General features: G+C 48.5%; 18 protein-coding genes. 9 read left to right on the top strand and 9 right to left on the bottom strand.

Annotation, left to right across the window (positions count from 1 at the left end):
• Nucleotides 1–21: 21 nt before the first annotated feature.
• From H6750_19120 to H6750_19155, 8 genes are all read right to left on the bottom strand, one after another.
• The gene (locus H6750_19120) at nt 22–1113 is read right to left on the bottom strand and encodes a Gfo/Idh/MocA family oxidoreductase (GenBank protein MCB9776420.1); all 1092 of its coding nucleotides are present in this window, start codon (nt 1111–1113) and stop codon (nt 22–24) included.
• Between the two features lie 94 nt (nt 1114–1207).
• Nucleotides 1208–2599 carry a hypothetical protein gene (locus H6750_19125; GenBank protein MCB9776421.1) on the bottom strand — a complete coding sequence of 464 codons (1392 nt, stop codon included), beginning with the start codon at nt 2597–2599 and terminating at the stop codon, nt 1208–1210.
• 63 nt (nt 2600–2662) lie between these two features.
• Nucleotides 2663–5041: a mitochondrial fission ELM1 family protein gene (locus H6750_19130; protein MCB9776422.1), complete on the bottom strand. Its 2379-nt coding sequence runs from the start codon at nt 5039–5041 to the stop codon at nt 2663–2665.
• Between the two features lie 118 nt (nt 5042–5159).
• Nucleotides 5160–6389, bottom strand: coding sequence for an aminotransferase class I/II-fold pyridoxal phosphate-dependent enzyme (locus H6750_19135; protein MCB9776423.1), 1230 nt, complete (start codon nt 6387–6389; stop codon nt 5160–5162).
• A gap of 2 nt (nt 6390–6391) precedes the next feature.
• Nucleotides 6392–6637 (bottom strand): acyl carrier protein, encoded by a 246-nt coding sequence (locus tag H6750_19140; protein MCB9776424.1) that lies wholly within the window; start codon nt 6635–6637, stop codon nt 6392–6394.
• A gap of 39 nt (nt 6638–6676) precedes the next feature.
• Nucleotides 6677–7621: an NAD(P)-dependent oxidoreductase gene (locus H6750_19145; GenBank protein MCB9776425.1), complete on the bottom strand. Its 945-nt coding sequence runs from the start codon at nt 7619–7621 to the stop codon at nt 6677–6679.
• A 36-nt stretch (nt 7622–7657) separates the two neighbouring features.
• A complete protein-coding gene (locus H6750_19150) occupies nt 7658–9424 on the bottom strand; it encodes a fatty acyl-AMP ligase (GenBank protein ID MCB9776426.1) in 1767 nt (588 codons plus the stop codon).
• Between the two features lie 224 nt (nt 9425–9648).
• On the bottom strand, nt 9649–10086 hold the full coding sequence (locus H6750_19155; GenBank protein ID MCB9776427.1) for an HIT family protein: 438 nt from the start codon (nt 10084–10086) through the stop codon (nt 9649–9651).
• A 429-nt stretch (nt 10087–10515) separates the two neighbouring features.
• On the opposite strand from H6750_19155, the gene H6750_19160 reads away from it, so the two are divergent.
• From H6750_19160 to H6750_19170, 3 genes are all read left to right on the top strand, one after another.
• Nucleotides 10516–11205 carry a sterol desaturase family protein gene (locus H6750_19160; GenBank protein ID MCB9776428.1) on the top strand — a complete coding sequence of 230 codons (690 nt, stop codon included), beginning with the start codon at nt 10516–10518 and terminating at the stop codon, nt 11203–11205.
• 84 nt (nt 11206–11289) lie between these two features.
• Nucleotides 11290–12429, top strand: coding sequence for an N-acetyltransferase (locus tag H6750_19165; protein MCB9776429.1), 1140 nt, complete (start codon nt 11290–11292; stop codon nt 12427–12429).
• Nucleotides 12430–12456: 27 nt separating this feature from the next.
• On the top strand, nt 12457–13266 hold the full coding sequence (locus H6750_19170) for an NTP transferase domain-containing protein (protein MCB9776430.1): 810 nt from the start codon (nt 12457–12459) through the stop codon (nt 13264–13266).
• Between the two features lie 96 nt (nt 13267–13362).
• Here the strand turns inward: H6750_19170 and H6750_19175 are convergent, their stop codons facing one another.
• Nucleotides 13363–14082, bottom strand: coding sequence for a phosphocholine cytidylyltransferase family protein (locus H6750_19175; GenBank protein ID MCB9776431.1), 720 nt, complete (start codon nt 14080–14082; stop codon nt 13363–13365).
• A 59-nt stretch (nt 14083–14141) separates the two neighbouring features.
• On the opposite strand from H6750_19175, the gene lptF reads away from it, so the two are divergent.
• The 6 genes from lptF (at nt 14142) to H6750_19205 (ending at nt 21167) form a co-directional block, all read left to right on the top strand.
• A complete protein-coding gene (lptF, locus tag H6750_19180; protein MCB9776432.1) occupies nt 14142–15200 on the top strand; it encodes an LPS export ABC transporter permease LptF in 1059 nt (352 codons plus the stop codon).
• A 95-nt stretch (nt 15201–15295) separates the two neighbouring features.
• Complete coding sequence (gene lptG / locus H6750_19185; GenBank protein MCB9776433.1) at nt 15296–16366, top strand: LPS export ABC transporter permease LptG; 1071 nt, start codon at nt 15296–15298, stop codon at nt 16364–16366.
• Nucleotides 16367–16654: 288 nt separating this feature from the next.
• Nucleotides 16655–17860, top strand: a complete 1206-nt coding sequence (locus tag H6750_19190; protein ID MCB9776434.1) for a CDP-alcohol phosphatidyltransferase family protein — start codon at nt 16655–16657, stop codon at nt 17858–17860.
• A 107-nt stretch (nt 17861–17967) separates the two neighbouring features.
• The gene (locus H6750_19195) at nt 17968–18933 is read left to right on the top strand and encodes an acylglycerol kinase family protein (protein MCB9776435.1); all 966 of its coding nucleotides are present in this window, start codon (nt 17968–17970) and stop codon (nt 18931–18933) included.
• Nucleotides 18934–18938: 5 nt separating this feature from the next.
• On the top strand, nt 18939–19892 hold the full coding sequence (locus tag H6750_19200) for a hypothetical protein (protein MCB9776436.1): 954 nt from the start codon (nt 18939–18941) through the stop codon (nt 19890–19892).
• An 870-nt stretch (nt 19893–20762) separates the two neighbouring features.
• On the top strand, nt 20763–21167 hold the full coding sequence (locus H6750_19205) for a hypothetical protein (protein ID MCB9776437.1): 405 nt from the start codon (nt 20763–20765) through the stop codon (nt 21165–21167).
• Nucleotides 21168–21534: the final 367 nt, after the last annotated feature.

Below are 21534 nucleotides of genomic sequence, written 5' to 3' on the forward strand. Positions count from 1 at the left end.
TTTCCCCTTCCTCTGGCAGATCTACAGCAATTCTAATGCCTCTGGTGTATACCCTTTCCGGTAATCAATGCGCACAGTGCGTTTCTTGGCTGACGAGAGATGCGCGGCGGCGACCACCAGCATGGTTTCCAGGCCTCGTTCCAATGAGAGGACGGATTCTTTTGTCTTGCCTGTCATGACGTCCTCGATATGCTGTAATTCCCAGATGAAATCATCCGGTCGCGTTTTTTGAATGGTACGGAATTGGGTGTCATGGCCACCGGTTTTCCAATCGACTCTATCGACTCCTGGTTGGTGCCCGATAGTAAGTTCCGCGAAACCGTCATTTCCTTGAATTCTTGCCCACTTCCTGGAAGGGGAGGTAATGACGTCCTGCACCACCCTTCCCAGTAACCCTGCTTCAGTCCTCAGGCTAAGCAGGCAGAGTTTATCGTACTCCACCATATCTGTCTGGACATAATCCAGTGTCGCGGAGACTTCCGTGATGCGGCCTTTCCCCAGGCCCCCACTCAAAAATTGCCAGAGGTTGATCGCGTGGGAATGTTCCCCGCTGGCACCTCCACCCCGTTTCCAAAACCCCAAATAACTGTCCTGTGGACCCTGTAACCAGGGATGAGCTGCGAAGATGCCGCCCCAATGTTCACGAAATTCCACGTCAATGGTCTCAATGGCGGATAATTGGCGACCGGCTTGGAGCGTTTCCTGCGCGGCCTTTCCCACGACGTGGTCATATCCCACAAAGGCAAATGTGCCAGACTCGATCACCATCTTTTGTAATGTTTGGGCCTGTTCCAAGTTCGGGGGGCAGAGAGGTTTTTCCACAAGAATGGCTTTGGGTTTTTCCTCAAGAGCCGCAAGTGCCAGGGAAAGGTGGGAGTCTGGAGGAGTTCCAACAACCACGAGATCAAATCCTCCTCTCGGGGCGTCTTTGACCAGGGAAAGCTTGATGGCCTCATCCCATTTTCCATATCGAGTCGGATAAATGGTCTGTCTGGTTCGATCCAATGCCGCCTGGTCCACATCGCAGATTGTGACGTTCCAACCCAGGGAACGGGAGGCATGAGCCAGATGGTTGCCGATAGACCCGGCTCCAAAAATTTTTACGTTAAACATGTATCCTCCTTAGAATGTTCACGAGATTTGGTATATGGATGCCCATGCATGCTCAGCATGATTGCGGTTATAGGCATTCTTCATGATGGAGTCGTTAGTGGCGAAATATTTCAAAAATATTGTCGTGCAGAGGCCTGACTTGTGTGTGGTGAAATCTACCTAATGCGCGTTGCAATCGCCCAATGCGTTCTTCGATATGCGCCAGGGTGATATTGGGGAAAATATGGTTCAGATAATTGTAGCGTTGTGATCGGTTTTGATCTCCCATGCGAAAATGAGCGTTGAATCGGCGTCGTAATTTTCTGCCGAGGGCCTGAGATTTTGCGGCAAATACCGTTCCCCATTTCGGGCTCGGGGGTGAACAGGTGGCGTCGAATGTTTCCAGGGTCTTTACAATGTTTTCTGAGGCAAAAGGCCCTTGGAGGGCCGCGAGATATTGTTCAATTAACCGTGTTTTGGCTTCAGAGGCATTTTCCTGTGGAGTCTGAACACCTGAAAGCGTTGTTTTGATGAGTTCAATTAATTCCCGGGAGGATGTTGCCCGGCGGCTAACGGCATTCGGAAGTTGTTTGTCAAAACGGTCGGAGATGATTGGTTGATAGGAAAAAACGGGACGTTTCAGGACATATCCTTCCAAGCCGGTGGTGCAGCTATTATGAATGATGGCATCGGCCGCCAATAGCCAGGGAATGACATGCCCTTCAATATGCACCTGGACGTTTGTATATCCGTTGGCGGCCTGCTTCCATGTTTCGTGGTTTTCAGAGGGATGAGGACGGATCAAGATGGTATGACCGGGAAAGGCTGCGGCCATTTGGCCGACCATTTCCTGAAAATACTGGAATAGCGCCAGACGGTGCCTGGCCATTCCCAGATCAAATTCGTCCACGTCCGATGGTGAAACTGCCGCTCGTTCGAGTGCCTCCTTTTCAGCGCCCTTGTTGGGCCTAAAGTGGTTCAATTTACCAAAATTGGTATTAATCAGGATGATCTTCCCAAATTTTTTATGGATTGTTTCGACTTGCGGTGTCCAATATTGGCGCATTTCCGGCCGTAGTAAGTCTACCCGGGAATTTCCGGTTATATGCAGAGGCATTCCATTGTATGTGGGCTGTGCTTTCCAGATTCTGGCATTTTCTGGTCCCCATGCTAAAAAGAGGTTGGGCCGGGAAAATTCCGTCGAGCCCAATTTTTCTTTCACGTACACTTCTGGCGAACAATACACAATGGCTTCCTCGTCCGTTCCTACCAATGAGTGCCCCAATTGCGCCAGAAGAGAGAAGACGATGGCATTCCGGTTATGAAGATTGGTGGGCAGGTAGATGGATTTGGGTAAAGCGGCCAGATTGAGTTGAATTTCGTGTTTTTCCCCAATAATGACGGTAAATCCACGCTCTGCTGCGAAGCAGGAAAGCAGAACTTTGGCGTCAAATTCCCTATTAAAGATTTCAACGGGAATGGTGAGACGGCGTCGTGGTTTTGTCATTTCATAAATATCCTGGCATGTTTCGGAGAGTGTTTTGCTCCGGCTGTGCTGATGGGGACGTGGTCACAGGTGATCAAAGATTCCAAGAGTGGCTTTGACTTTTCGGGCGACCGTTTCTGTTTCCTTTAATTGTGGGCGTGTTCCGTTTGTGATGGGTTCTCCGAACGGCCGGGCTATTCCATTCTTGATAAGGGAATCATGCAGCATGGTGAGATTTCGACGTGGTTGCACCAAACCCGCACGAATCAACCGGGCGCACAGCCGTTCCAAGCCCTGCTGTGGACGAGCCGTTCCCCGTTTATTCAAGGGCTGGGATTGGGCTCGTTGAATAATCTTCTCACTGAGCCGTACTTTCCATGTTGGGGAATTTTCCGGAAGTGGAACAATATAAACCGGCTTGCCCAGAGAAGCCGCCTCCGCCAACATGGATTCGCTTTCTCCTGTGACGATAATGACATCGGCACCACCCAAATAGGCGAAATAAGGATTGTCAGGCTGGTTTGGCTCCCACTTATGCACAAAATGTTCAGGGAGCAATGTTGACTCAAGAGCGTGACTCAGGTCTTTGCCCGTTCGGGGAGACGTGACGGCAAATATTTTCCCATGGCATTTTTGCGCAAGCTGTTTGAGTTGGCCACCAATCGTGCGAGCCATATCGGGAGTAAATTTGAACCGTGCGGTGGCACCTCCCACGACGAAGACAATGCGAGGATGTGGAGCGTTGTCGAAAAGATTTGGCCATCGCTGCTTCACCCTATCCAAACTGTCCTGAGTTAATTCGTTCAATGGGGCCACTGTCTCGATGCGGTGCGGATGTGGAGGGAAGCCGTAATAGGACGGAGTGATGACCACATCAAATAAGTCAGCCGAGCATCCTCCTTTTCGCCCCAATTGAATGAGACGTGTTTTCCCCCGGCTTTGTTCACGAATCCATCTGGCAATTGGTGCTGGTCGCCATCCGGTAGAAATCACGAGGTCTGGCCATGGGGGACAGAGGGGGGAAGAGTGGGCTCTATCTACGCCTATCATATTTGGAGGGAATAATCCCCACACGAGTTTTTGAATTTTATGCCACCCGTAGAACCGCAACTGTTTAATTTCATAAGGCCATCCCAACGACTTCGCGAGTACTTCTGATTGAGTGGTATGTCCAACTTTGCCGTCCGAGAGTATCCAGGTTCGCGGGGGAGAACCGATCCAATGGCCTCCACAACGGATATATCTTTGCGGAATTCCCTTAGGTGCTTCTGTGTGGGACACAAGCTTCCAGTGAATTGCCGGATAGCGGGCACCAATGGATTCAAGGTGACCCATCCACCGGTTAATTTTTTGTTTCAAGCAGGCGTGAGGAGTTTCAGCAGCATTGGATTGGTCGGGGTTGGTGATTTCTATCGCTATATAGACCATGCCATGTGCACGGTTAAACATTTCTTCAATAACCCAGGGGATATCTTCATCCGGGACGAGATGAAGCCCACCGGGTGACAGGACCAGGTCGAATTGTCGGGAAGGCAGAGGGCCAGAGTTTTCCTGACACAGATCCATTGTGGTCATGGTTAATGAGGAGAGGTCTGTAGCCCGAAGGTGTTCGGGAATACTTTCGAACAGTGGCCCAAAATGACAATACAAAAGCGACTTGGCCTGGAGGGTGCGCATCGCGTCTTGAAGTTCGTGTATGGTCTCGACATCCTGATAAGGAGATGGGTTCGTCGGGGCAATATTCCGGCGATCTCTCGTCTGTTTAGCAAATTCTGTAAATAGGGAGGAAGGGTGTTTCCGGGAAAATAAAAGAAATCCTTTTTGATTGGCACTGTGCTCCAAATTAAACCAAATGTCACCCTCGGGACTTTTTTGGTACACAAATTCCTGGGGAAAGGGCTGCCAAGGTTGCGTGTGGAGGGCCGTATAATGGAGGACCTTAGATTGTCCTGCCCGATATTCCTCATCACGGGCATTCCATTCGGGCTCCAATGGACCCCAAAGATTGGGTACTTCCAAGGCGCGCTGCACCAGTGCGTTTTTTTTCTCGAATTTTGCGGCATCAAGGGACCAGATGGCGGCCATTTTTTGGCAATCCATGACCATCACCGAAGTATCATTCCGTGCAATGGAGAGAAAGCCATGATCGTTCAAATCGTGGTCGAATAATATTCCAGGATCCACCAGGTAGATTTGATCGACATCGTTGTAAATCGCTCGCCCGGCCTGGCCGGCAAATGCCGGGATCGCAAACCGATAATTTGTAAACCCCGTGAGCCATTTGCCTCGGTCAAATCCCTTTAATTCCTTCATGAGATAAATTTCGTATACGCGAGCCGGATCCCGAACCTGTTCAATCGACCAGATGAGGATGCGTTCGGCTCGGCCTTGGGCCGATTCGCTGCCAACGAAAATCCGAACGGGAGTTTTTCCAGAGGAAGCTGTGCCTTCTCTGACCTCCAAGATGATTTTTTCGGGTATTACCCTGATGCCGTTGGGTCTAGAGCGGTGACGTGACATTGGACATTTGGGGAATGATCAGGATTGTCGTTTCGACAGCTAATCGAAACGCTAGCATTTTTTAATTGAGGGTTGCATCTGGTTGTAAGTGAGCAGGGTTGATAGCAATTTGAGTTCCATGAGACAAATCAGCAAATGCCGAAATAATTTTTTCAATTTGGTTGTGTGTATGAGCGGCGCTCACACTGCAACGCAAGAGGCATTCGCCATTTGGTGTGGCAGGAGGAATCATGAGGTTGACATAAATCCCATTTTCCAAAAGTTGTTGCCACATGGCGAGAGCCAATTCTTTATTGGGGACCATTGCGGCAATGATGGGTCCTACCTCCGCCCCAAGCATGTACCCACTCTTCGTTAACCCTTCGTACAAATGCCGTGAATTGGTCCATAGATGTTGACGAAGTTCCGGATGAGCCTGGATGATGCGAATGGTTGCTCGTGTCGAAGCAACAACCGATGGGCATGGAGAAGCGGTGAAAATATAAGGTCGACTGGTGTATCGGATTAATTCGAACTCGGGATGGAAGCTTACGCCGAACCCCCCCGTCGAGCCCAAGCTTTTGCTGAATGTCCCGACAATGCAATCGACGTCCTGTTCGACTCCTGCTTCTTCGGCTAAGCCACGGCCATGTTGTCCGAGTACCCCTAACGAATGCGCTTCATCAACGATCAGAGTGGCCCCATATTTTCTTTTTACTTCGACGATTTCGGCCAACGGGGCTCGATCTCCCAGCATGCTGTAAATGCCCTCAACGACAATTAAGGTCCGATAGCTTCGGTCCCCCAATCGACGAAGCCGTTTTTCCAAATCGGCCACGTCGTTATGCTTAAACCGGATAATCTCTGCGCCTCCAAGTCGGCATCCATCATATATGCTGGCATGGGAGTCCCCATCTATCAAAATTGTGTCCCCTGGGCCTGCAAGAGCAGAAAGCACTCCAAGATTGGCCTGGTAGCCTGTGGAAAAGACGATTGCATGGGGCGCACCATAGAAATCTGCGATGGCGTTTTCCAGCGCCTTGTGGCTTGCAAACGATCCATTGGCCATCCTCGATCCGGTGGTGCCTGTTCCTTCTTGGGCAAGCGCCTGTTGGCCGGCTAGAATGGAGTCAGGATGAAAGGTCAATCCTAAGTAATTATTGGTGCCAACCAGAATGGTCTTGCGACCGTTGATGATCGCTTCTGTCGGAGAAATGATCTTTTCGACGGTGATGTGAAAGGGATTTACCCCACTTTTCAGTAATTCGTTTCGGGCTTCTTGAATGGGAAGAAATTTGTCAAATAGTGACATGATTACCCTTTCAGCAACTTCTCAATCTCTTCACCAAGGTCCTTGACTGTTCGGATATTGGGAAGATTGTTCAGAGGGATGGAAATATCAAAGTGATCTTCGATTTTTAAAAGGACTTGCATGACTTGCAAGGAGTCCAATCCCAGTTCTGCGACCAGCTCGGTTGATTCTTTTAACCGAAAGCCTTGTTTGGTAAAAGGCTTGAGAGTGTCAAACAGCTGGGGAAGGATGTCGGAATAACTCATCATATAATAGCCTTCTTGATGGATGAAGAAAACGGACCTGTGCTAATTCCTATGGAATGGCATGAGCCTATCCGATGTGAACAATCGACGCAAGCCTTCTTTGAGGCAGATTTGTGGCGCCCAGCCAAGAGTCTGGGTCGCGTGAAAACTATTACAGACCCAATTGGGGTGGAGAAGTTCAGCAACCTTCCCGCAGGTAAAAAGAGGAGTATACCCAAAGAGGTGGGAACTTATTTCATTAATTTTCCCTCCTATTCGTAAGAGGCTTGGTGGAATACGCAAGCACAGGCGGAGGCGGGGGTTGGAAAGGCGAAAAATATCCTCCCAGGAATATCCTCCAGGGAAGCCATCATCAATCTCAAAGGTCTGAAAGGGTGGGTTTCCGTTTTTTAGCCAATGAAGAATGGCGTTAGCCAGATCCTCGACATGAATTAAGGAGAATTTGGCTTGGGAGGGGCCAAGTTGGACCCCAATCCCTTTGCGTAACAGGGTAAAGAGGGGGAGCAGCGCACGGTCCTTCGGTCCATAGACGGCAGGGGGACGAAAAATACTCCATTTCAGTAACCCCGCCTCACGGATTAAAACAGATTCACCTTCATGTTTACTCCATGCATATGGGGAGAGTGATGGCTCACGAGCCGCAAGAGATGAAAGAAGAACGAATCGTGGAAGAGAGGATTGTGCAAGACAGGCTTGAATCAAGTTAGAGACTCCCATCACGTTGGTCGGATAGAAGTCTTCTCGACTCACTCCGCGAATCGCTCCTGCACAGTGAATGACACCAACCGAGTCTTTGACTAAAGTTAATAGGCTGGCAGGATCTTCCAAACGGCCTTGGACTGGTGTGATTCCCAAGTCCTCGAGCTGTTGAACCTGGCGGGGAGAGCGCGCAAGCCCACGGACATGCCATCCGCCTTTCCTTAAATGTTGTGCGATGACTCCCCCAATGAAACCGGAAGCCCCGGTTAGGGCAACGGTAGTGCGCATAGACCGTGGAGGACGTGCGTGGAAAGGTGCCTGGTCCTAGGCGGACCTAGCGGTGGTAGACAAGTGTGTCGTCACCTCTTCCCACTGAATTCGGGTGAGAAAGTCCGCTTTAGCTCGAGATCGCGATAGTTTCCCAGATGACGTCCGCGGAAGTGTCCTTGGTGGGATAAGTTCAATATAGCATGGAATAGATAACTCTTTGTGCACTAAGGATCGTAGGCGCTGAACCAAGTCTTCTCGTTTTTCGTTATCCATTTCACGACATTGAACCACCATGATCGCGATCTCATGGCCATCTGGTGTAGAAACGGAAAAAGCAGATGAATCACCAGGTCGAACTTCCGCCTGTTGCTCTGCCATGAATTCTAGATCTTGAGGCCAGATGTTTCGTCCATTAATGATAATCATGTCTTTGGAGCGACCGATAATGACGAGGCTGTTTTCAACCCAATAGCCGATGTCGCCCGTATTGAGCCAGCCATCAGTGGAAAGAACCTCCTGTGTCAAGGTGGGATCATTGAAGTATCCCGTCATGGTGCTTGCCCCACGAACAAAAATAATTCCACTTTCTCGTTCTTTGACCACCTCTCCAGTCATATTTCGAATTTCGACTTCATATCCGGGGAGAGGAACTCCGCATTTGACAAATTTGCTGCATCGAGCCTGATCGTCATCAGTCGAGAATGGAACAAATGGCATGGCTAGCCTGTTCTTGGAAAGCTGATTTGCGTCAACTTTGTCAACCTCGAGGCCTTTGTTCAGAGGAGCAAAGCTAATGGCCAAAGAGCATTCCGCCATCCCATAGCAGGCCAAAAATGCTTCAGGTTTAAACCCGCTGCTCTTCAGAGTTTTAGCAAAGCGCGAGAGGCTATCGGCGCGAATAGTTTCTGCTCCAGCGCCGGCAATTCGCCAAGAACTGAGATCATAGTGTTCATTAAAGTCTTCGCCCAGTCTTCGCACGCAGAGTTCGTATCCAAAAGAAGGGCTGAATGAAATCGTCGCTCGACTCTTCGTCATTAAATCCAGCCACTGACGCGGTCGCATGGCAAAATCGCGTGTGCTCAGATAATCAACGGAAAGCTGTGAGGCAATTGGACCAAGAACGAATCCGACCAGCCCCATATCATGGTAGAAGGGAAGCCAGGAGACGCAACGGTCGCCAGGTTGAACTTGTAAGCCATGCTGGATGATCCCCGAGAGATTGGTCATCACGGCTGCTTGAGTGACCTCGACACCTCTAGGCCAACGGGTGCTACCGGAGGTGTATTGAATATAGGCTAACTCTTGAGGCTCAAGTGGGCTGAGTGGCCCATCAATTTCTTCTAGCGAGGCAAATGTTTCAGGACCCCCAATGAGGTCAAGGTTCAAACCGGTTGCTGCTTCCTCTAAAAATGGCAAGAAGCCTTCTGGTGCCATGGCGATAGAGGCTTGGCAGCTATCGAGAAGCCGTCTAAGTTGAGTGACGTATGCCTGATGCCCCCCTAAGTGCAATGAAATCGGGAGAGGAACCGGAATCAGTCCCGCATACTGACAGGCAAAAAAGAATCGAATGAAATCTGGAGTGGTATCGGCAATCAGGGCTACCCGAGCCCCTCGTGATAATTCCAACCCGTTCAATCTTCTAGCTAGATTTTGCGACTGTTGTTTCAAGTCAGCATATGTCAGGACGTGGGTGAGTTTGCCCCTCCCTGAATAAAAATTACAGCCGGTTTCCCCTGAAGCTGCATAATCAAGAGCCTCTGAAAGGGTGGAGAAGTTCCCATGTTTGAGTCTGAGTTGGTGATGAGTTGGTGTAGCGTTCATTCTATTTCAAGGATTAAAGGCAGCATTATTCCCAAAGTTTTGGCTAAAAAGCATTTAACTTAGTAAGCAATTGTAATGCCATTAAATTTTGTTGGTTAATTGCCAAGAACGAAGGAAAAGTGAAAGTAAATTTTTCTATTTATATTAAGCTGTAGCAAAAAAACCGCAAATTGAGTCTATTTTGCAACATGCTATTTCTTGTTTTTTAAGTATTTACTATTAGCTTAAAAATCATGAATCCAATTATTTTTGAGGTGACTTAAAATGTTTTGGTACACCTCTTCCGATATGTCATTCGCATTTTTAAGGTCTGGTGGCCCAGGCCATCCATGGTCGGAAAATTGTTGTTGAGAAAATAATCGAGGTGTGTCATATCGGGGAATGACATGAAAATGAACCTCCGGGTCAACCATCATCAACATGAGGTAATTTATTTTGCTATAGGCAAATGTGCGTGAGACATTTGTCTCAATCTCACGTATGATCTTTGGCAGTTCTGTAAATGCCTCCGCACTAATTTGGGAAAATGCAGTAGCTTCCTCTCGACAAATTAATACCAGTGAACCAAGGGTTACTTGTTGGGGGCGTAAGAGTACAACCCATTGGGAAAATTCTTTAAGACAGGCGTTAGGATACCCAAATTTTTTTATCGTGGTGTTCATACGCACGCCCTTATACCCAAAGAGTTATCCTTGTGTCTATAAGGCAATGGGGCCCGCTTGGTCCCATAGGTCTATGGTGTCCTCCTGCGGGGACGTCGAAATATAGCACCGCTAGAGTCAGAACCGGATTGCCATATTTTCATGTGGCAAGGTTAGGCATTGAACCCAAAGAAGGGTGAGTCAGGTGTTTGTGTGTTAGTGAGGGGGCTTATGGCTTTCATCCATGATCTCCTGCGGGCTTTCAATTAAAGGTATCATTTTAGGATTGTCTATTCTTGTGGCTTCTTTTGAAGGTTTCTATAATCGGTTCATGAGTAATTCCCTGGCCAGTCAGCTGATAGTGGATGGCATTGGACAAATGCAGAAAGGGATGGAGGTTTCAGGGTGTTAACCAGTCAATGGTATCGTGAAAAGTATCTCCTTGATCGCATGACATTTCGCGATCTAAGGAGGGCGTACATTCTTTACCCGAGCATTCAGTTATATGCGGTGTTATTGGCTTGCAGTATTATCGGGGCCTTCGTGCTTTTCCCTTATTTTCCTGTTTCTCCATTTCGTGTGGCAGGAAGTATCGTGGGGACTCTGCTGGCTTACCCATTCGTGGAATATGCTGTACATCGGTTTATTTTACATGGACGATATCTCTATCGGTCGCCTTGGACGGCGGCTTTGTGGAAACGGATTCACTATGATCATCACCAGGATCCCAATGATTTGCGGGTGTTGTTCGGAGCAGGTTCAACTACCCTGCCGACGATTGTTGTGACCACCTTCCCCATTGGAATGAGTCTTGGGGGCTGGGTAGGGGCTGTTCTTTCTTTTGCGACAGGATTGTTGTGTTTTATGGTGTATGAATTCTGTCATTGCATGCAGCATTTACGTGTGAGTCCTAAGAATAAATTTTTACGGCGGGTCAAGCGACACCATTTACTTCATCATTTTCATAATGAAAAAGGAAATTTTGGCATCACGAGTCTGTTCTGTGACCGGATATTTGGAAGTGAGTATGGGAATGCCGAAGAGGTACCCTTCAGTCAGACCGTTTCCAATCTGGGCTATGCGGATCAGGAACGATCTCATTATCCCTGGGTGGCCCAACTATCCGAACAGAAGCCATAAGAGAGGCATGGCCATTCAGAATAGTGATCATTTTTCCGTCTCACGAATACCGACTCCCTGGAGTCGGGTAGTGTGCCAAGATGGATGGGGAAAGGCGTCTTGATTCGCATTGAACCGGTCGGCGACCGCGCCGCCTTCAAAGAATTTATTCGTCTTCCCTGGAAGTTGTACGACTCAGATCCTCATTGGGTTCCACCTCTATGGATTGAGCGACTTCATACTTTTTCCCGGAAAAATCCGTATTTTCAGCACGCTCGTTGGCAATGTTGGCTAGCCTATCGCGGCCAGGACCCTGTTGGGCGAATCTGTGCCCAGATCGACGACCTGCATCTCAACAGGTATCAGGATCAGACCGGGTTTTTTGGCTTGCTTGAAGCAGAGGAGGAGGCCAGTGTCTTTCAGGCGCTGTTCCAGGCTGCGGAATTCTGGCTTCAGAATCATGGGATGACGAATGTTCGAGGGCCGTTTAATTTGTCCATCAATCAGGAATGTGGTCTGTTGGTCGATGGATTTGATTCACCGCCCATGATTATGATGGGCCATGCCAAACCGTACTACGGGCAATTGGTTGAACGAAATGCCTATAAAAAGGCCCAAGATCTTCTAGCCTATCGGATTGGAATTCATTTTAGTTTTCCCCCCGGAGTGTCTCTATTTCTCAAAAAAGCAAAAACCTCGATGCGTATTCGTTCCCTACGGCGGAAGCATCTGAAAGAGGATTTGGCGATTATCAAGGATATTTTCGAAGAGGCCTGGTCAGATAATTGGGGATTTCTTCCATTTACCGATGCCGAATTTGCGGAGATCGGTCAGCAGCTTAAGCTTTTGGTCGAAGATGATTTTGTGAAGATTGCTGAAATCGATGGAGAGCCCACGGCAATGTTGGTTGCCTTTCCCAATGTACATGAGGTCATTCGAGATCTGAACGGGAAACTGTTCCCATGGGGGTGGCTAAAAATCTTATGGCGGTTGAAAGCCGCCTATCCCCGGTCAGCTCGGGTTGCCTTAATGGGAGTGCGGAAGCGATTCCAATCCAGTCCCATGGGGGCGGCGATGGCCTATGGGTTGATTGAAGCTGTGAGGGAAGCTGGTCTTCGTAAAAATATCCAGCAGATCGAAACCTCCTGGATTTTGGAAGGGAATAAACGCATGCGCCACATCCTAGAATCACTCGGAGCCGAACCCTACAAGACCTATAGAATTTATGAGAAGCATCTTCAATGAGTGCCCAGATCAGTTTCATGAGGACACATGGGGCTTGAACACCAATCTGTCACGGCTCTGATATTAGCGGGTGCCCGAACCGCTCGAGACCCAGTGGCCCGGATGGCAGGGGTCGCAAATAAGGTTCTGGCGCAGGTTGGTGGGGAACCTATGATCTCCCGTGTATTAGGGACCTTAGCCCAATCGGACCGAGTGGGAAAAAGAATTTTATGCGGGCCTTCCCTGGAAACGGTACAAGATAATTCGTTTTTAGGGACATTAATTGCGTCAGGAGCGGTCCAGTGGGTGGAGCCTGCGCAAGGTCCGAGTCTCAGCGTTGCGAGGTTTCTAAATGAACATCCTCAGGACTTCCCTGTCCTGGTCACAACGGCGGACCATGCCCTGTTAACGCCAGAGATAGTGAATTATTTTCTGCGTGAAACCCAGGAAAAGCAGATGGATGTGGCCGTAGGCCTGGTGCCGTATTCCCTGGTCGTGGCGTCGTATCCTCAATCAAAGCGAACGGTCACTCGACTGACGGGCGGAGGGTTCTGTGGTTGCAATTTATTTGTCCTCTGTACACCAAAGGCTATACGAATGGTGGAGTTTTGGAGCCGGATTGAGCGTGAGCGCAAGCATCCTCTTCGCCTGATTCGAACGCTTGGGGGTCTGGCCCTAGTCCGCTATGTGCTGGGTTGGCTATCCCTTGCAGAAGCACTGAGGCGGCTGGGGCAAAAGCTCAATCTTCATGTGCAAGAAGTGCTGCTTCCGTTTCCTGAAGCGGCCATCGATGTGGATACTCCTGAAGATCTTGCCTTAGCGGAAAAAATCTTGGCGAAACGACAAGAAACCCTCTAACAGGGAATGGCTGTATGGAGCATCGCAGGTGTTGGCAGATCAGAATTTTCCAACAATCGGCGAGGGTGAACGATCAAAGAGGGCTTTTCGTGATTGCTAATTTTTGAAGAGACGCTCCGCTTGTTCTAAATCAGAGGGATTATCGATCTCAGCCCACTTCAACCCTTTGATGCAAAAGGTCGACACATGACCCTGTCGGGCTAATTCGTCGATGAGTGATAAGTACCATTGCTTGAGCGCCTCCGGTTTGCGAATGCGTTGGTCTAAGGTGGAAAGAAATATTTTAGGTCCATTGCCCTGAAATCGTATCATGCCGATGGACTCTCCGTTCACTTGTTCGATGGGAAGGGTTTTGCCAATTCGATCCAGTTGTGAGCCACGCACAATGACTTTCATGTCGTCAGCATCGTAGCGAATTTTCTCATCGGTTACTAAGGTGATGGGAGAAGAGGGAGCCTGCAACAGACCATCAAGAATGGCTGATTCAAATAGGGTATCTCCATTTATTAATAGAAAATCCTGGCTCATGTCGTTCCGAGCCGCCCAACAGCTCATCAAATTATCTGCCATCGCAAAAAATGGATTATAGATGGTGCGGACAGAGCCAGAGGCAATTTCGTCGGTCAGAAGCGCTTCAACCTTTTCAGCCCCAAACCCGACCACAATGTGAATGGAATCGATTCCCGCGCGAAGGAGTGCTTGGATCTGCCGTTTCACAATGGGTAGTCCATTGACAGGAACGGTACATTTGGGTGTATCGGCTGTGTGCGGGAGTAACCGTTTTCCCTGTCCAGCACTTAAAATTACGGCTTTCATCGTTGCAAGTCTCCTAATATGAGATTTTCCATGTGTCCCGTTGGTCTGAGGGTCGTTTGATGCTAGTCAAATATTTAATTCGCGAAGTCCTGAAGCCATCAGCCGTCGTCTGTGGACTTTTGGTGGCGTTGTTTGCCGGGTATAGTTGGGTCACATTTTTAGCTAAAGCCGTCAATGCCCTGTTGCCGGTAAATATGATTCTCACGTTAATTGCGTTAAAAGTGGGAATCGCGCTTGAGGTCCTCATTCCCATTTCGTTGTATTTCGGTGTTATTTTAGGGTTTGGCCGATTATATACCGACTCAGAAATGAAAGCGTTTATGGCGTGTGGGGTTAGCCCATATCGGATCCTCCTTACGGTTTTTTCCCTTTCTTGTTTGGTGGCTGTCCTTGTGAGCATTTTTTCCTTGTACCTTCGTCCATTGGCCTATGAAGAAATCTACCGATTAAGAGATGAAGGAGAGGCTGGATTTCGTTTGAGCAATTTGGATGCCGGGCATTTTTATGAACGACGTAATGGATCCTTGGTCTTTTTCGCAGAGGATATCGATGAACAACACCAAAAATTAAATGAGGTGTTTGTGCAAAGTGAACACGGGGAGACCTTGCAAGTCTTTTCAGCAAAGACAGCTCAAGAGCAACTTGATCCCCAAAGTGGCATCTCGATTCCAGTTCTCTTTGATGGGTTCGAATATAAACTGACAAGGGAGGGGGAGATCAAGCACATTTCTAGTTTTTCACGGATGGCAATTTATCCTCAGGAGCTTGTGGCGGAGTATAGACGCAAGGCCGAATCCACCCAAAATTTATTACAGTCTGATTCTCGCAAGGATATCACGGAACTGCAATGGAGGTTTTTAGCCCCTTTTTCGGCTATTCTCATGGGGCTGCTGGGAGTGCCATTGAGTCGCGCTTCCCCGAGGCAGGGCAAATACGCCAAAATTTTTACGGCCACGGTAATTTTTTCAGTCTATTACTTTACGGGGCTGATGGTAAGAAATCTTGTTGAACAGGGGATACTTCCCATTATTCCGGGCCTTTGGTGGATTGTTCTTGTCTTGGGAGCCTTATTGGCATATTGGTTGGCGCCCTCGCGATTTATCCGAGGCATGTCCTAAGAAATTCCGATTCATCCTTTCTCACGGTCCTCAGATTTTCTGAACAGAGGCAGTAAGTCCTAAATGGCATATCTGGCTGGTTTCACGATAATTTCATGAAAATTCTCAATAGGTATCTGGCGGTCAGTTTACTAAAAGGGTATTTCCCTGTGCTGGCGATATTTTTGGCGGTGTTCAGTTTAATCGTCTTTGTTGAAGAGCTGGATGACGTGGGTAAGGGGCGCTATACCTTTTGGAGCGCTGGTGAGTTTTTGTTGCTGACCCTGCCAACCCGGTTGGTGTTTCTAGCCCCATTTGTGGCGTTGCTAGGGAGCATTATGGCGTTAGGTAGCCTTGCCAATGGCAGGGAACTCATCGCGATCCAGGCCGCTGGAGTGTCTCCCTACCAAATAGCCTGGTCAGTGATGAAGGTTGGAGCATGTTTTATTATACTCGTGGGCTTTCTTGAAGAGGTTGTGAATCCTACTCTGGATCAGGAGGCCTATTTTAAGCGATCAATGGCATTGTCGGATTCTGGGGCATATAAGGGAAAGCAGGGTTTCTGGTTTCGTGATGGAAGACGCTTTATTAGAATTCATCAGATTCGCTATGGAGAGAGTCCAGAAAACCTTGATATTTTTGAATTTAATGATGCCGGACAATTGGATTTCTATATGCATGCTCAGGAGGCGGAAATTGTCAATCCCCAAAAGTGGACTCTAAAAAATATTAAAAAGCAGGTCATTCACGGATACAGTGTTTCCCTGGAGCAGATGGAGAGTCTGGAATGGGATTCTCCTCTTAAACAGAATGAAGTCCGGTTATTGACTCTTCCTTCTTCCACATTGGCTCCCTCCGAGCTTTACCAATACATGGAAGTCTTAAAACGAAAAAAACAAAATTACCTGAGGTATGAGTTAAGTTTTTGGGACAAAATTTTTATGCCATTGAATACCGGGCTTATGATCTTGGTGGCCGTCCCGTTTGTTTTCGGTCCCTTGCGAATGTCTGCAGCAGGGAAGAGGGTATTCATTGGATCCCTGATCGGTCTGGGGTATTATTTGATGACGGAAATTTCTAAGCATGTTGGCATTCTGTTCGGAGCCTCCCCTCTAATAACCACGGCCGCTCCCTTCCTCCTGTTGTCTCTTGTCACGTTTGTGTTATGGCGGCGTTATCTCAATTGAAAAATAGTGGAAAGTCGGCATAGAGATCGGGCATGATCAACCGCTATTTCGTTCCCTATGGGAATCTGATAATTGTCGATGCTATGTAGGGGTATTTCTTTGATGAGGTATAAGCCATGTTGCAGACAAATTCAGCAATATGCCAGAGGGATTTGTTGGAATGAATGCCGATTGCATTCAAAGACGGGATTATGGTCGCAAACATTTTTGTTCCCGTCAGTTATTATGGGAGAGTCGGTGGACTCTATTATTCTTTAATGTGTAAGGGGAATAAGGCGTGGTAGTTCAATGACTGTGTCCGCATATATTATCAATGATCCGAATATCCGTTTGTGGAATTTGACCTCCCGTATCCGGTATCAACGAATGTTAAGTCGATTGGGAGTTGGAAATTTTCTTAATAATCTCAACGAGCTTCCATCCGATCATTCGCTTCTGATTATTAGGGGGGATTATTTATTTGATGCGCGAATATTCTCCTTTCTCTTGAAGCAAACCAATGTTGTCCTGGAGGTGCAGGCTCAAGCCCGGTTATGCCCCGTTGTAGCTCATGTGGAGTCCTCTTTGGCTTTCGCAACGTGTGATGGGATACAACGAGAATACACACGAAATGTTTCAAATCTGCGATCTGTGACAATGCAGGATCTTTCAACGTCCTTTTCGAACGAATTGCGAAAAACTGATCACCCCTATGTGTTCCCCATTCGCGAAAATAACCGCGTAACTTTGGAAGAACATTTATTCACGGGATCGTATAAAGGCGTCACTGATCTGGTGACGAAGTTTCTTTGGCCTGTTCCGGCTAAATGGGCCACTCGGCTTTGTGCGCTTTGGGGGATTTCGCCAAATCAGGTGACATCGCTGAGCTTAATACTTGTTATTGCAGCGGGTGTGTTGTTTGCTTTTGGGCAGTTTTTCTGGGGACTTGTCCTGGGCTGGATCATGACGTTTCTCGATACGGTGGACGGAAAATTAGCTCGAGTAACGGTGACCTCCAGTAAATGGGGGAATATTTTTGATCATGGCATTGATTTAATTCACCCCCCACTTTGGTATTTAGCTTGGGGAATAGGTCTTGCCGCATTTGCCCCTTTCCTCTCCTGGTTGACGGTGGAAACCACCATTGGAATCATTATGATCGGATATGTATTGGGACGGATGGTTGAAGGAATTTTTCAATGGTGGTTGGGGGGATTTGTTATTTTTTGTTGGAAGCCGGTGGATTCCTATTTCAGGCTTGTCACGGCCCGGCGTAATCCTAATCTCATCCTCTTAACGGCCAGTCTTCTTTTTGGACGTCCCGATTTGGGTTTGGAGGCTGTGGCCATTTGGACGGTGGGCTCAACCCTGATTCTTATCGCCAGACTTCTTATGGCGGGTTGGGGGAAAGCCAAGATGGGTTCCCTCACTTCCTGGTTGGCTGAGATTGATCCAGTGAATCGAAATTCCCTGGCAGTCAGAATGTTTACCAATCCTCCGGTTAAGATCAAATGATCTTTCATGCGGAATTTACACATCTTTACGTCTTGCCCGTATTCCCCAATGTCAATGAATCCTATTTCATCTTTGCTGTTGTTTGAGGTCGGTCGGACTGGTCTACGATGCACGTGGGGATCCTTCATAATTCGTTAAGTGGTCGAAATAGGCGAAAGCCGGACCTTTTTCAAGAAATTTACAACAAATATCCAGACGTGCAGCGGGCTTCGGTCAGCACGCCTGCGGACATCCTAGAATCTCTGAAGACGTTTGCTTACCATCAGGTGGATTGTGTGGTCGTCAATGGCGGGGATGGGACCATTCAAGCCACCATGGGGGCTTTGTTTCATCATCGTCCTTTTGCGGTTATGCCCCGGTTGGCTGTGTTGCCCGCAGGGACGGCCAATCTGATTGCTGGGGATGTGGGGTTAGGGAAATTTGAATCAAGCACGCTTGATCAATTGTTGGTTCAGGGTGAAGCCTTGACTCCCAGATTATCTTTTGAAACGCGACCGGTTCTCCGTATACGATTTCCCGAAAACCGCGAACCCCTGTATGGAATGTTTTTCGGGGCTGGAGCGATTTATCATGGGACCCAACTAGGCCTCGAAACCAAACAGTCGATAGGCCGGTTAGGGGAATGGGGCGCAGGGCTGATTCTGTTAAAATTTTTATTGGCGTTGGCCACCGGGTCCCGAAAAGGTTTGAATCCGATCACAATGGGTGTGGCAACCGGAGAATCAGCGCCTCTCCAGGATGAGTATTTAGTCTTGCTGGTCACCACCTTGGATCGCTTATTTTTAGGGATGAAGCCGTTTTGGGGCAGGCAATCCTGGCCTTTACACTATACGAGTCTTCGAGTGCCGTACCGCTATTTGTGGCGTGCCTTACCGACCTTGTTTCGTGGAAGGACGCATCCTCTAGCAACGACAGAACATGGCTATGTCAGTGAAAATCTCTCTGAGCTTCGTTTGGTGTTTAACAGTGGATTTGTCTTGGATGGCGAAGTGTACGCGTCTTCAATGCCTGAAAAGCCTCTAACACTGGATTCTCCCGGCGAGCTGTCATTTGTGCGGTTGAAGACTCAATAACGGTAATGAACGGTTTCTCAACAGTCCTTGAGATCGTTAGTCAGCCGAGTGCTCAACCCATTCCTGCGTCCATTCAAGCAGCGGGAAATTTCCTGGCAAAAAAATACGGGCAGGCGGTTCAAGGAATCTTATTGTATGGCTCGTGCTTACGGGCGGGGACGGATCAAGACGGATTAGTGGATTGTTATGTCATTGTGGATGAGTATGCCTCGGTCTACCCGTCCGCTTGGTTGGCCCTCCTCAATCGTTGGCTCCCCCCTAATGTGTTCTATGGAGAAGTGAATCTGGAAGAGCGAATCATTCGTATGAAGTATGCCGTGCTCTCGATAGAGGATTTTGAGCGAAGTGTGACTCCAAAGTGGTTTCATTCATACTTTTGGGGGCGCTTCGCGCAGCCGACGGCCGTGATGGCCTGTCCGAGCCAAGCGATGAATCAACGGATTATCTCAGGGCTGGGCAGAGCGGTTTTAACCTTTTTGGGGAATGTAGTTCCCCAAATGCCGCAACAGTTTTCTGCCAAAGATGCCTGGAGCATTGGTTTGGCCCTCAGTTATGGCGCCGAATTGCGTGCCGAATCAAAAGGGCGAATCACAACCTTATGGGACAGTAACCAGGCCTATTATGAACAAGTTGCCCATGTGACGTTTTCAGCCCATTTCCCAAAGATCAAGATTATTCAGCGACATGACATAACCATGTATGAAATAGAATTTTCCATGGTGGGTTACACCAAAAATCGCCTAGCCTGGACTGTTCGCAAAGTGCAGGGGAAGATTCTATCCATTTTGCGCCTTATGAAAGCCGCCTTTACGTTCCAAGGAGGGGCGGACTACCTCATCTGGAAAATCGAGCGGCATTCCGGAGTGAAAATCGAATTGACTCCCGCCCAGCGGCGGCATCCCATTTGGGCCGGGCTCACCACCTTTTGGCGTCTCTATCGCAAAGGCGCCTTCCGGTAACTAGCACATTAATTTTCAATCAAAATCTTGAAATGCCGGGTCTCGGCCCGGTAGCCGAGCCACTTTTGTTTCGGCAAAAGTAGCCAAAACCATTGACGCCCAGTCCGGCCAGATTATGAGGGATGAACGCAAGGAGGGGGCGGACCAACTCGCTGCGCTCAGACAAGGCCCGCCGAATGATATGAGCGTTCATCCCAAAAGCCGGACAGCAGGCGTCGTTGTTAATTAGTACTTGTGGTCAAATGCTGCCAAGAAAGTTTAAGTTGTAGCGGAAGATTTGGGATATGAAGCAATTGCTTAAAAAGGCTGGACAAATGAGATGACAAAAAATACCGAAAATGTGGCACTTCCCTTAAAGAACAGTTACATTTTTGGCCATCTCCAATAAACACAGAGGCTTGCAAGAGGTTGATAAGCCATGATTTTAACCTCGGACAACGGCTTGAAGAGTCACGAAATGTAACCGAATACGGTTTTCTATGACATGGATTCATCAAAGCAAGGTGGTTTTAATGTTCGAGATGAACATTGATGGATGGATACATTGACGCGACGCATTATCTTTTGACCCCCTTGCATACCCATATCGACTTCGGCTTTGGTGCGACAGGAGATGCCTTCTTGTCTGCGGCTAAGAAACTTGAAGGTGAGGGTTCACCGCGTCCCGGGATCGGAAACCAGCATCTACCCATAAACTTTCTGAGACGTCATGCCCTTGAACTATTCCTAAAATCGGGAATCGTAGTAATTCACCGAAAACTCAAGTTGCCATATGGTTCGTTGCCACATAGCGGTGCTCCTCACGCCTTGGATGGGAATAAATGGGTGCCGTTCGAACGCCTTCACAGCGTCAAGTGCCTTTGGAAATACTTGGCAAGTCTATTCCATGAACACAAGGCGGTTTTCGATTCCATTGGACCCAAAGACTTGTGGACGTTCCCTCCCGAGACGGACACGTGGATCGAGGAAATTGAACGTCACGATCCTCGAAGCACGTTTTTCCGGTATCCAACTCCACGATCCCCTGAGCAAGACACCAAGAAGGCATCAATGGCTTCGGCGAACGATGACGAGATTGCAAAGCGATTGGAGGCAAGCAGGGAGGGGCCCAAACAATTCATTTTGCTGATGGAGGATGATCACAGAAATGTCACAGGAGCCTACTACTATGAGGGAAAACCACTCGCTGACTTCAATAGGACGCTACAAGAGTGCGTAAACCTCTTCGGCGGCCTTCACGTAGCGATGCGGGTTGAGCTGTGCGGTGGTGGCTAAAAAAGAATGTAACCGAATACCCCATTCTGATATGTGGATTGGGATTTGGAGTCCTTCCTGCCACACTATTTAAACAAAAACTGAACTCTCCGTTTGCCCCAGGCCTTCGGTATAACGAATTTCATCCACTTTTACCATGATGTGATGGGGACTTTGGTTCCGACGCCTGCCGTCCGACCATGGGGACGGCCGCTCTTCTTTCCCGGCGGGCCTTGTTTGAGCGGAGCGAGTTGGACCGCCCTCCCGGATCTCGCGGCCGTCCTATCTAAATGAGGTCGGACTGGGCGTCAATGGTTTTGGCTACTTTTGCCGAAACAAAAGTGGCTCGACCGCCGGGGCGAAACCCGGCAACATCAAAAATCGCTTG

This window comes from Nitrospiraceae bacterium, from assembly GCA_020632595.1.
In the GTDB taxonomy this organism is placed as follows: domain Bacteria; phylum Nitrospirota; class Nitrospiria; order Nitrospirales; family UBA8639; genus Nitrospira_E.

Excerpts from the sequence above, each read along its gene's own strand:
- H6750_19120 (MCB9776420.1), bottom strand. The coding sequence starts at position 1,113 with ATGTTTAACGTAAAAATTTTTGGAGCCGGGTCTATCGGCAACCATCTG.
- H6750_19125 (MCB9776421.1), bottom strand. The coding sequence starts at position 2,599 with ATGACAAAACCACGACGCCGTCTCACCATTCCCGTTGAAATCTTTAAT.
- H6750_19135 (MCB9776423.1), bottom strand. The coding sequence starts at position 6,389 with ATGTCACTATTTGACAAATTTCTTCCCATTCAAGAAGCCCGAAACGAA.
- H6750_19140 (MCB9776424.1), bottom strand. The coding sequence starts at position 6,637 with ATGATGAGTTATTCCGACATCCTTCCCCAGCTGTTTGACACTCTCAAG.
- H6750_19145 (MCB9776425.1), bottom strand. The coding sequence starts at position 7,621 with ATGCGCACTACCGTTGCCCTAACCGGGGCTTCCGGTTTCATTGGGGGA.
- H6750_19150 (MCB9776426.1), bottom strand. The coding sequence starts at position 9,424 with ATGAACGCTACACCAACTCATCACCAACTCAGACTCAAACATGGGAAC.
- H6750_19155 (MCB9776427.1), bottom strand. The coding sequence starts at position 10,086 with ATGAACACCACGATAAAAAAATTTGGGTATCCTAACGCCTGTCTTAAA.
- H6750_19160 (MCB9776428.1), top strand. The coding sequence starts at position 10,516 with ATGACATTTCGCGATCTAAGGAGGGCGTACATTCTTTACCCGAGCATT.
- H6750_19165 (MCB9776429.1), top strand. The coding sequence starts at position 11,290 with ATGGGGAAAGGCGTCTTGATTCGCATTGAACCGGTCGGCGACCGCGCC.
- H6750_19170 (MCB9776430.1), top strand. The coding sequence starts at position 12,457 with ATGGGGCTTGAACACCAATCTGTCACGGCTCTGATATTAGCGGGTGCC.
- H6750_19175 (MCB9776431.1), bottom strand. The coding sequence starts at position 14,082 with ATGAAAGCCGTAATTTTAAGTGCTGGACAGGGAAAACGGTTACTCCCG.
- lptF (MCB9776432.1), top strand. The coding sequence starts at position 14,142 with ATGCTAGTCAAATATTTAATTCGCGAAGTCCTGAAGCCATCAGCCGTC.
- lptG (MCB9776433.1), top strand. The coding sequence starts at position 15,296 with ATGAAAATTCTCAATAGGTATCTGGCGGTCAGTTTACTAAAAGGGTAT.
- H6750_19190 (MCB9776434.1), top strand. The coding sequence starts at position 16,655 with ATGACTGTGTCCGCATATATTATCAATGATCCGAATATCCGTTTGTGG.
- H6750_19195 (MCB9776435.1), top strand. The coding sequence starts at position 17,968 with ATGCACGTGGGGATCCTTCATAATTCGTTAAGTGGTCGAAATAGGCGA.
- H6750_19200 (MCB9776436.1), top strand. The coding sequence starts at position 18,939 with ATGAACGGTTTCTCAACAGTCCTTGAGATCGTTAGTCAGCCGAGTGCT.